9 protein-coding genes and 1 CRISPR repeat array are annotated in these 9,819 nt (G+C 38.9%); all 9 genes read left to right on the top strand.

All coding sequences use genetic code 11. The annotated features are described in order from the left end of the window. The first annotated feature begins 246 nt into the window (after positions 1–246). The 9 genes from P22_RS19760 to cas2 all read left to right on the top strand — a co-directional run bounded on the left by P22_RS19760 (position 247) and on the right by cas2 (position 8,938). The gene (locus P22_RS19760) at positions 247–2,226 is read left to right on the top strand and encodes a TIGR02556 family CRISPR-associated protein (protein ID WP_054261953.1); all 1,980 of its coding nucleotides are present in this window, start codon (positions 247–249) and stop codon (positions 2,224–2,226) included. After that, positions 2,189–3,079, top strand: coding sequence for a type I-B CRISPR-associated protein Cas7/Csh2 (gene cas7b, locus P22_RS19755; RefSeq protein WP_054261952.1), 891 nt, complete (start codon positions 2,189–2,191; stop codon positions 3,077–3,079). Before P22_RS19760 ends, cas7b begins: the two co-directional genes overlap by 38 nt. A gap of 13 nt (positions 3,080–3,092) precedes the next feature. Continuing rightward, the gene (gene cas5b, locus P22_RS19750; RefSeq protein WP_054261951.1) at positions 3,093–3,818 is read left to right on the top strand and encodes a type I-B CRISPR-associated protein Cas5b; all 726 of its coding nucleotides are present in this window, start codon (positions 3,093–3,095) and stop codon (positions 3,816–3,818) included. 23 nt (positions 3,819–3,841) lie between these two features. Next, complete coding sequence (locus P22_RS19745) at positions 3,842–6,184, top strand: CRISPR-associated helicase/endonuclease Cas3 (protein WP_082378573.1); 2,343 nt, start codon at positions 3,842–3,844, stop codon at positions 6,182–6,184. A 62-nt stretch (positions 6,185–6,246) separates the two neighbouring features. After that, a complete protein-coding gene (locus P22_RS19740; RefSeq protein WP_054261949.1) occupies positions 6,247–6,672 on the top strand; it encodes a type VII toxin-antitoxin system MntA family adenylyltransferase antitoxin in 426 nt (141 codons plus the stop codon). A 42-nt stretch (positions 6,673–6,714) separates the two neighbouring features. Further along, positions 6,715–7,104 carry a type VII toxin-antitoxin system HepT family RNase toxin gene (locus P22_RS19735; RefSeq protein ID WP_172675888.1) on the top strand — a complete coding sequence of 130 codons (390 nt, stop codon included), beginning with the start codon at positions 6,715–6,717 and terminating at the stop codon, positions 7,102–7,104. Position 7,105: 1 nt separating this feature from the next. After that, positions 7,106–7,606, top strand: a complete 501-nt coding sequence (gene cas4, locus P22_RS19730; RefSeq protein ID WP_216598122.1) for a CRISPR-associated protein Cas4 — start codon at positions 7,106–7,108, stop codon at positions 7,604–7,606. A 28-nt stretch (positions 7,607–7,634) separates the two neighbouring features. Then, positions 7,635–8,627, top strand: coding sequence for a type I-B CRISPR-associated endonuclease Cas1b (cas1b, locus tag P22_RS19725; RefSeq protein ID WP_054261947.1), 993 nt, complete (start codon positions 7,635–7,637; stop codon positions 8,625–8,627). 47 nt (positions 8,628–8,674) lie between these two features. Beyond that, entirely contained in the window at positions 8,675–8,938 is a 264-nt protein-coding gene (gene cas2 / locus P22_RS19720; protein ID WP_054261946.1) for a CRISPR-associated endonuclease Cas2, read from the top strand. Between the two features lie 197 nt (positions 8,939–9,135). Beyond that, a CRISPR array of direct repeats spans positions 9,136–9,770; the repeat unit is 30 nt; unit sequence GTTGATAGACTACCTATAAGGAATTGAAAC. Positions 9,771–9,819: the final 49 nt, after the last annotated feature.

Raw genomic sequence — 9,819 nt, 5'->3', positions numbered from 1 at the left:
ATCAACTCTGAGAGAATTTGAAATGCCTTATTCTCACGAATGTTTCAAATCCTTATAGGTAAACTTATAGGATTAATTATACCAAATTTACATTGAGTTTTACCATCATAAATATGTTTATTATCCTTTTAGTTTGAGATTGACAACATTTAGAAAGTTATTTAATGTTAAAGATATTATAATAAAAATAAAATATCGGTGAGATGCTCGATAGAGGGTGTTTCATATCCGGCGGGAGGTGTTACAGTGATAGAAGCCATGATCGGCATGGGAAAAACGCTTTTAAGAGACAGCAATCCCATTAGCGAGAAAGTAAAAAAATTAGAGCCTATGACCAGAAAGGATGAAAAGCGCCATGTTGTCAAGATTGACTTCCGGTTGCAAGAAGAAAAAATTGATTTGGATATTGAGGAAATCAGTAGTAGAACAGCTGCCCGATATGTTCTTTTAGACAGAGAGGGAGGGCCTAATAATCCACAATGGTATATCACCTTTGAAAAATGTGATAATCTGATTTCTCAATCTATGCCGAATTTTGTAAAGAAGTTGGAAGAAGGGGATTTCAAAGACCAGGTGGCGAAGGTAATTTCGACGTTCTTTTGTGATCTGGGTCAGGATGTTGACAGTAAATATCGCTATGTGTTGGACGTACATCGCTTTCTGGGTCATTCAAAAAGCATCGAGATGATGTTGCAAATACTAAAGGACAATGATGAAAAAACTGCGCATAAAAAATTGGTTACAACAGTGGCTGCAGAATTTGTAAAGTACTGTGAAGATAAGTTTGAACTGAGAAAGGAACAAATTGGGTTGTTTACCATTAGCATTGATGGTGAATCAATCTCTCAGAATCCGCTATATACGGAACTGATTGAGCAGTCGCTGGCTCAACGCATGGCGGACGGCAGTTCGGATGGATTGGTATGTAGTATATGTGGAACGGATGAAGGATGTACCAGTGATCTAAAAGACATGTCGATCAAATATTATACGACAAATCAATGCATTTTTGCCCGCAATATGAACAATAAAAACTATGATAAGAACTTTGTATTATGCAGGGACTGCTATGAGAGTCTTTTAACGGCTGAAAAATTTATAAAAAAAGAATTGCGGAGTAGAATTGCAGACTTTAATGTGTATATTATTCCGCATATACTTTATGGGCAGCAATTGGATGGACAGGTTTTAAAAAAGATGGCAAGTGTCATTGAACCACTTATTGACAGCAGCAAAAATATCAAGAATATGAGTGAGTTTAAAGATAATGTTACCAATCGGCTGGATAAATTAAACAAGCAAGGCGGATATAGTTTTCTCTTGAATTTTTTGTTTTACCGGCAAGCCAATCAAGCAACTAAAATTCAAAAGATGATTAAAGATGTGCAACCGTCTGTTTTTAAGCGGATTGAAACCTCTTCTAACGACGTCTTGCAACGGTTTAGATGCTTTTTTTCTGAAAAAGCGTGTCAGTTTTTATATGGCAAGCAATATCTAAAAATGATCTATTATTTGCATCCGATAAAATTGCAGGATGGCAATCCTGCACAGTATCAGAGAATGCTTAGCGTTTATGAAGATATTTTTTATCAGCGCAGATTACGAAAAGAACGGGTTTTCACGAACATTGCAGAGGTGCTGCAAATCGTTTGGAGGCAGCGCGCCGGCTATAATGTGTCAAATACGGATCTGCAATATTTTTCATTCAAGGTGCTTGAAGCTATGTTTTATGTAGCTTTTTTGCAAAAATTTGGGAGATTGGAAGGAGGTGAGAATATGCTGGATAGTTCGTCTCTTACTGTTAAGGATGAATTGAAAGAATATATGCAAGCTATGCATTATAATGAGCAACAAGCGGCTCTGTTCTTGCTGGGAGTTCTGATTGGAGCCATAGGCAGAGAGCAAAGCAAACGCAGCGAAGAGGGTGCTTACAAACCGGTTTTGAATAAAATTAATTTTAACGGTATGGATAAAGTGCGTATTATGAAATTGTCCGGTGATCTTTTCAATAAATTGCGGCAGGAAAAAATCTTAAAATTTACGGAAGGCATCTATAATGCGCATGTTTATTTGCTGGGAAAAAACCGGGAATGTTGGACATTAAGTAAAGATGAGGGTTTGTTTTATTTGTTGTCCGGTTATAGTTTTCAAACTTTAAGAAAAAAGAAAGATAAGGAGGAAACAGCAAATGGCAATAGTGAACGGGCAGATGCTGTATCTTTATGATGCCAAATTAACCAATCCAAACGGTGATCCGGATGAAGAAAACAGGCCGCGCATGGACTATGAGCGCGATATCAATTTGGTTTCCGATTTACGGATAAAACGCTATATACGGGATTATTTACTTGATAAAGGATACGAATTGTACGTGCAGAAAATAGACGGAGAGCCTGTTACTGCCCAAACGAGGGTGGAGCCATTTTCGAAGAAAGAAGAAGACTTGGTACAGGCGGCTTTAAAAGCTTTTATTGATATACGGATGTTTGGAGCAACAATTCCTGTTAAAAAAGATAATCAGGCGATAACCGGGCCAGTTCAATTCAATTGGGGCTATTCGCTCAATACCGTTAAACTATTGGAATCTAGCATTACATCAACGTTTGCTTCAAAGACGGGCAACAAACAGGGAGCAATTGGAAAAGACTACCGGATATTATATTCGTTATTGGCTTTTTCAGGAGTGATTAGTGGTAAGAGGGCAGATTATACCGGATTATCGGAATCCGATTTGGCTCTTTTGGATGAAGCTATGGTGAAGGCGATTCCGCTATTGGCGACCCGAAGCAAGATCGGTCAACAGCCCAGACTTTATTTGCGTTTGGAATTTAAAGACAGCGAAACTGTGTTAAAAGATTTGCGCAATTATATCCGGCTTGATACCAATCTGGAAAGTATTCGGGATATTTCCGAATATAAGCTTGATGTTAGCAAGTTGAAACAATATTTATCTGCATGCAGTGACAAAATTAGTAAGATACTTTATTTTTCCGATACTGATTTGCAACTTATGTATGACGGACAACCCATACATATAGAGGAGTGCTTGGAAGGTCTTACAGCCGTGGAACTGGGTTGAGGGATGTGATGAGATGAAAGGAGTTATCTTTGATGTAGAGGGGAAGTTCGCTCATTTTAGAAAGATTTATACGAATTCTTCCTCGTTATCTTACTCGGTTCCTCCCCGTACGACTGTACAGGGAATGATTGCCGCTATGTTTGGTTTGCCAAGAGACAGTTATTATGAGCAATGGAGTTCCCGGTATTTGCATATTGCGGTTAAAAAGAACAGCCGGACTTACAGTATGACGCAAACAGTAAACTACATTAAGGCTGTATCGACAGGCGAACTGAATCAGCCTAAGGAGCATACCCAAATCCCTTTTGAAATAATTGCCGGTATAGACAGGGTTTCTTACCGGATTTATGTGGCGTTTGAAGAGGAAGCAAAGACCTTGGAGTTAAGCAAGCGAGTGCGTAAGGAGATGTTTGCGTATCCGCCCACATTAGGAACAGCTTTTTTTCTTGCTGATGTAACATATGTCGCGGATGTAGATTTTATTGAAAAAGCGGCATTGGAGTTTGTTCCCGTTTCAACGGTGATTCAAACAGATAAGGTGCAAGAATTAAAAGTCGAGGAGTTTACCCTGTTGAGAGAAAAAATGCCGCGTGATTTTGAGTGTGACAGGACTTTGTTACCGGCGTGTTCTTATTTTGTGGAAGGCAGCGGATTGCCTTTGCAGGTTAAACTTCATTCCCATTCATCTTGTTGGCTGGTACAGTACAATCAACAGCAAGAGTATATTACGTTTATGTGATCTGACTTGAAAGAAGGTGGAAAATGATGTTTTGTTCACATCTTGCTCCCGAAAAGTACTTGTTTGACCATTTGCAGGAAGTAGTCCAATATAGTCAAGCCCATGGTGACATGCAGTTATCGAAAATCCATGCAATTATTGGGTATGCCCATGATTTCGGCAAGTATACCACCTTCTTTCAAGACCGCCTGTATGGGCGGAAGGATTGGGGCGAGTACAGTCATCACGGTTATCTTTCGGCATTGTTTGGTGTATATGTATGGAAGAGCTTCTTGAATGATGATAATTTTGTAATTCCAATATGCATCTTCAGCACAATTTTGTCTCATCATGGCGATCTCAAACCGTTTTCAAGTAAAGAGTATTTGCCGGCAAATTTCCGTAAAATCGAACCATTTGAAACGGTTGGATTAAAAGTAAAAATTTTGGAAGAACAACGTCGAAATATGGTTCAGCATTTAGATGTAATTGCAAATGACTATGAAAAAATTGGCTGGGATCATATCGTACAGGGCTTTTTGACTCAAGAAACGTCTTTTCAAGACATCTTATGTTTTTTGAGAGATAAGGTAGATGATTTTAAGTTTGAAAGTGATGAAAAAGCTTATTTTATTCATCATTTACTCTATTCTTCTTTGATAGCTGCCGATAAAATGAGTGCAGCTAGGATTGTTCCGGTTCAGGATCGCAAACTGTCATTTGAATCTTTAGCTTTACAAAAAGAGAATATGCTAAAGGAACGTAATCCCGGAAATTTAGACACCATACGAACACAAATTTTTGACCAGGTACAAGTAAAAATTGCAGAAGTTTATAATCAAGGCAAGTTTTTTTCAATTACGTCACCGACAGGAACAGGAAAGACGTTTACCGGCTTTTTTGCCGCCAAGAAATTGCAGGAACTTTTAGGCGGACCCCACAAAATCATTTATGCATTGCCGTTTACTTCCATTATTGATCAAAACTATCAGGTTATTGCTGATTTACATACTGCTGTTCAGGATTTTAAAAACAATGAGAACTTGTATTTACTAAAACATCATCATTTATCTAATGCCGAATATAAAAACGAGGCTGAAGATTACCGGCGCGATCAAGCGGAACTGTTGATTGAGAACTGGGATAGCGGTATTGTGGTGACAACCTTTGTACAATTATTGCAAACCATGATTGGGCAGCGCAACCGAATGCTCAAGAAATATCATGTGTTGTCCAGGAGCATTATTTTGTTGGATGAAGTGCAGGCCATACCAGTTGAGTATTATAGCTTAGTTAACTATGTATTTGAAAAAATGACAGCACTTTACGATTGCCGGATCATTCTTATGACAGCGACGAAACCGGTCTTTTTTGACAGGACAATTGAGCTGTTGGATCACCATGAATACTATTTCAAACAACTGCACAGAACCTGTTTACAGCCGAAACTCACCAAAATTACGGTGGAAGAATTCTGCAATATATTTGTAGAAAAGTGGGATGCAGAGAGATCCTATTTAATAGTGGCGAATACAATCAATCAATCTTTGGAGATTTATCAACGAATCAAAAACCAATTAGGTCAAAAAGCGCTATATTATTTGTCGACTAATATTATTCCGCTTCAGCGGCGAGCTATTCTAAAGGAAGTTGAGAATAGGCTAAAAGAGGGAGAAAAAATCATTCTGGTTGCAACACAAGTTGTAGAAGCGGGTGTAGATGTCGATTTTGATATTGTTGTGAGGGATATAGCACCCGTTGACTCCATTATCCAATGCGCGGGACGTTGCAACCGAAATGCCGGAGATAATTGTGGACTTGTGCAGGTGGTTTGGATGACGGATCATAATGGCAGAAGTTTTGGCAGCAAGATTTATGGCAGTAGTATGATTCATGCAGCCCGAACAGCACTTGAGTCACTGGGGGCGGTCATTCCGGAAAGCGAATATGGTCAACTGGTAAATCTGTATTACGAAAAGATAAAGGCTAAAATATCTGTTGATCAATCCGATATGCTTATTGAAGCAATTAAAACCATGGATTTTGATTCGGAAAAAGGCGTGGGAACGTTTTCGCTTATTGATGATCAACGCGAATACATTGATTTATTTGTAGAATGGGATGAAAAAGCCGGGGTACTGCTCTCACAGATAGAAGATGTGTTAAAAGTAAACGATGACATACAGCGAAGAAACAAACTGAAGGATATTGGCAAAAAAATGCGCCAATATATTATTTCTGTCCCCAGCGCATTTGCAGTACGGCATGAAGCTAGACTCATTGGATATCAGACATTGTATATATTGGATCAGGGAAATGTTGGACATTATTATGACCCGGTTACCGGACTTAAACGAAATGATGATTTTGATATGCAGTGTTATTAGTATTAAGGACAAACGATTTTGACCTAATGCGAATGAGTATTTACAAATTGGAAGGGAGTGTAATGGCCATTCTACAGGATATATTGAAAAAACTATGTCAGTACCTACATTCCCACAACAAAATTAGTGCTGCCTGGCTTTTTGGTTCTGTAGCAAAAGGCACGATTCGAAAAGACAGTGACATTGACATAGCCATTTTATTTCAGCATAACCTTTCAGCCGCGGAACGATTTGATCTAAGATTGGAAATTATGGATGGTGCAGAAGCGCTCACCGGGATTCGAACAGATGTTATTGATATGGAATCTGCGCCGCTTTTTTTGCAATATCAGGTTCGCAAGACGGGTAAGTTGCTTGTAGAGAAAGACCGGCAAAGGCGAGTTGAGTTTGATGTTCGTTCGCGTCGGGAGTATTTTGATTTTCAGCCTGTGTTAGAGCGTAGAGCGGCGGCACTATTAAAAAAAATCAGGACAAAGGACGGTTTTTAACAAATGGTTGATAAAGAACTTGTTCACAGCAAGTTAGTCCATTTGGCTGAATATATTCAGGATTTAAAAGACGTGCAGGACGTAACAGCGGAAGAATTTATGAGAAATAAGCAACTGAGACGGTATGTGGAACGAACCTTGCAAGTAGCGATTGAAGCTTGTCTGGATATTGGTAGTCATTGGATAGCCGATCAGGGCTGGCGTGAGCCTGCCACGTACCGCGAGATATTTGTCGTGCTTGCTGAAAACGGTGTACTTACGCAGGAACAGGCGGCGACATATCAAAAGATGGCGCAATTTCGTAACCTATTGGTACATGACTATGCCAGAATTGACCCAGAGATACTTTTAAGCATCCTCAAACGTAATCTTACTGATTTAGAGTTTTTTTTACAGCGCATGGAAGCTCTATTGTGTAATGGAGATGCATGATATGGACGACATAACGATCGGCGGTACTCTCATCTGGTACTATTACGCCTGCCCGCGCGAGGCTTGGCTTATGGGACATAATATTGTACCGGATCAGGAAAATGACAATGTGGTTGTGGGCCGCTATATTGGTGAAAACTCCTACCAGCGGGAGAAAAAAGAAATCGTGGTCGGCGGCAGTAAAATTGATGTGATTCATATGGAAGACGGTCAGATGGTGATTGGTGAGATTAAGAAAAGTTCTAAGTATCGTCAGAGTGCCAGGATGCAATTGGCGTTTTACTTGCGCGAACTGAAAGCACGTGGGATTGAGGCCAAGGGGGAGCTAAGGTTTCCTAAGGAAAAGATACGGGAAGAAGTGGTTTTGGATGAGGCTGTTGAGGTGGAATTGGACAAGGCCCAGCGGGAAATTTTGCGTATTCTGTACTTAGAGACTCCACCGGTACCGAAGAAAATTTCTTTTTGCAAGAATTGCGCGTATTCCGAGTATTGCTGGTGCTGATAACATGCGGTAAGAAGAAGGTGTAGTCATGAAAAAAACGCTCTATTTCTTTTCTAATGGAGAAATACAACGCAAGGATAATACCCTGTTTTTTGAAAATGAGACAGGCCGCCGGTTTTTACCGGTGGAAGATGTAGGCGATATCATGATCTTCGGAGAAGTTGACTTCAATAAAAAACTCCTGGAATTTCTATCGCAGAAAGAAATTATTCTTCACTATTTCAATCATTATGGATATTATATGGGTAGTTTTTATCCTCGTGAACATTTAAATTCCGGTCATGCCATTTTGAAACAGGCGGAGTACTATTTGGATGAAAGTAAACGATTGACTATTGCCAAACAGTTTATTCATGGGGCTGTAAAAAATATCCGGCAGGTGTTGAAATATTATTATAACCGGGGTAAGCAAGTTGGTAGTATCCTGGGAAATATTGAAGCCTTGCAACCAGAAATAGAGAATACATGTAATGTTTCTTCTTTAATGGCCATTGAAGGAAACATCCGTGAACAATACTACAAAGCTTTTGATGCCATTATTGAAGATAAGGACTTTTGTTTTCAGGAACGGAGCCGCCGTCCACCAAAAAATTTTTTAAACACTCTTATTAGCTTTGGCAATTCTTTAATGTACTCTTTATGCTTAAGTGAGATTTACAAAACACATTTAGACCCGCGTATTGGCTATTTGCACGCAACCAACTTTCGGCGCTTTACCTTGAATTTGGATGTATCAGAAATTTTCAAGCCCATTATCATTGATCGTGTTATATTTGCTTGTTTAGGACGCAAAATGATTACCAAACGTGATTTTGAACAGGATACCGAAGGTATTGTTCTCAAAGAAAAAGGCAAGAAATGTTTTATTGAAGAGTTTGAAAATAAACTGAAGGCTACGATTACTCATAGGGAAATTGGCCGGCCGGTATCGTATCGTCGACTCATCCGGCTGGAATTATATAAGTTGGAAAAGCATCTATTCGGTGAAAAAGAATATGAGCCGTTTGTTGCAAACTGGTGATGCTGCACCTGCTCATTATATATTGAGGCTCGATAGTAGGTGATGAATTGTTTATAATTTTGGTGTATGATGTTAATGAAAGACGGGTTAACAAGGTGTTGAAAAAATGCCGTCAATATTTAAATTGGGTGCAGAATTCCGTCCTGGAGGGTGAAATTTCTGACGCTAATTATAAGAAATTAACAATGGAGTTAGAAAAAATTATTGATAAAGAAGAAGATTCCGTTATTATTTATAATATGCGGACGACCCGCTATTATAGCCGACAAATTTTAGGCATGGAGCGTGCAAGTACAAGCAACATGATTTGAAAAATTTGTCGTCGACCTATGGTAATGCAAAAATGCCGGTAGGTCGACGACACTTTGTATATTGCAGAAATGTAGTAAGTATAAGGAAGTTTGCTCGTAAAGCCTAATAAAGGAAAAAATTTCATGGTCTGATGTTAAATATTCATGAAAAGCCACGAAGCCGTATTCTTATTAAGACTTCGCTGCTTTTAAAATGGGTTGATAGACTACCTATAAGGAATTGAAACTGATTGAAGTTAAGGTAACTCTTGAGGATGATAATACTGTTGATAGACTACCTATAAGGAATTGAAACCTACCTATGTCTATTTTACCCTATTGACACGCCCTAAAGTTGATAGACTACCTATAAGGAATTGAAACTTGGGTCAGCGCCAATTCCAGCCGCTTTATGCTGGGTTGATAGACTACCTATAAGGAATTGAAACATAATTTTTGTTCTAGCATCAATCAGCACAATCTGAAGGTTGATAGACTACCTATAAGGAATTGAAACACCCATAGTCCACGAAGAGCTAATAGACACAATATGCCGTTGATAGACTACCTATAAGGAATTGAAACCGGGCAATAGCAGAAGATAGAAACGACCTCTTACTGGGTTGATAGACTACCTATAAGGAATTGAAACGTGATAAGCGCGTCCTTAATCCATTGGTAATCCTTCGTTGATAGACTACCTATAAGGAATTGAAACATAAGCAATACATGACTTTTAGTAAAAGAAATGCCACGTTGATAGACTACCTATAAGGAATTGAAACTCATAAAAATCTTGTGTTGATTGAGGATTTTTGTACGGGTTGATAGACTACCTATAAGGAATTGAAACTAGGTGTTGTCGTCAACCATGGTTGAGTATGCACAATGTTGATAGACTA

It is taken from the genome of Propionispora sp. 2/2-37, assembly GCF_001298735.1.
In the GTDB taxonomy this organism is placed as follows: Bacteria; Bacillota; Negativicutes; order Propionisporales; family Propionisporaceae; genus Propionispora.
Note: the sequence above shows the minus strand (reverse complement) of the source record. Positions and strands in the feature narration are given on the sequence as shown.

Coding starts and splice junctions, on each gene's coding strand:
- cas7b (WP_054261952.1), top strand. CDS start 2,189: ATGGCAATAGTGAACGGGCAGATGCTGTATCTTTATGATGCCAAATTA.
- cas5b (WP_054261951.1), top strand. CDS start 3,093: ATGAAAGGAGTTATCTTTGATGTAGAGGGGAAGTTCGCTCATTTTAGA.
- P22_RS19745 (WP_082378573.1), top strand. CDS start 3,842: ATGATGTTTTGTTCACATCTTGCTCCCGAAAAGTACTTGTTTGACCAT.
- P22_RS19740 (WP_054261949.1), top strand. CDS start 6,247: ATGGCCATTCTACAGGATATATTGAAAAAACTATGTCAGTACCTACAT.
- cas4 (WP_216598122.1), top strand. CDS start 7,106: ATGGACGACATAACGATCGGCGGTACTCTCATCTGGTACTATTACGCC.
- cas1b (WP_054261947.1), top strand. CDS start 7,635: ATGAAAAAAACGCTCTATTTCTTTTCTAATGGAGAAATACAACGCAAG.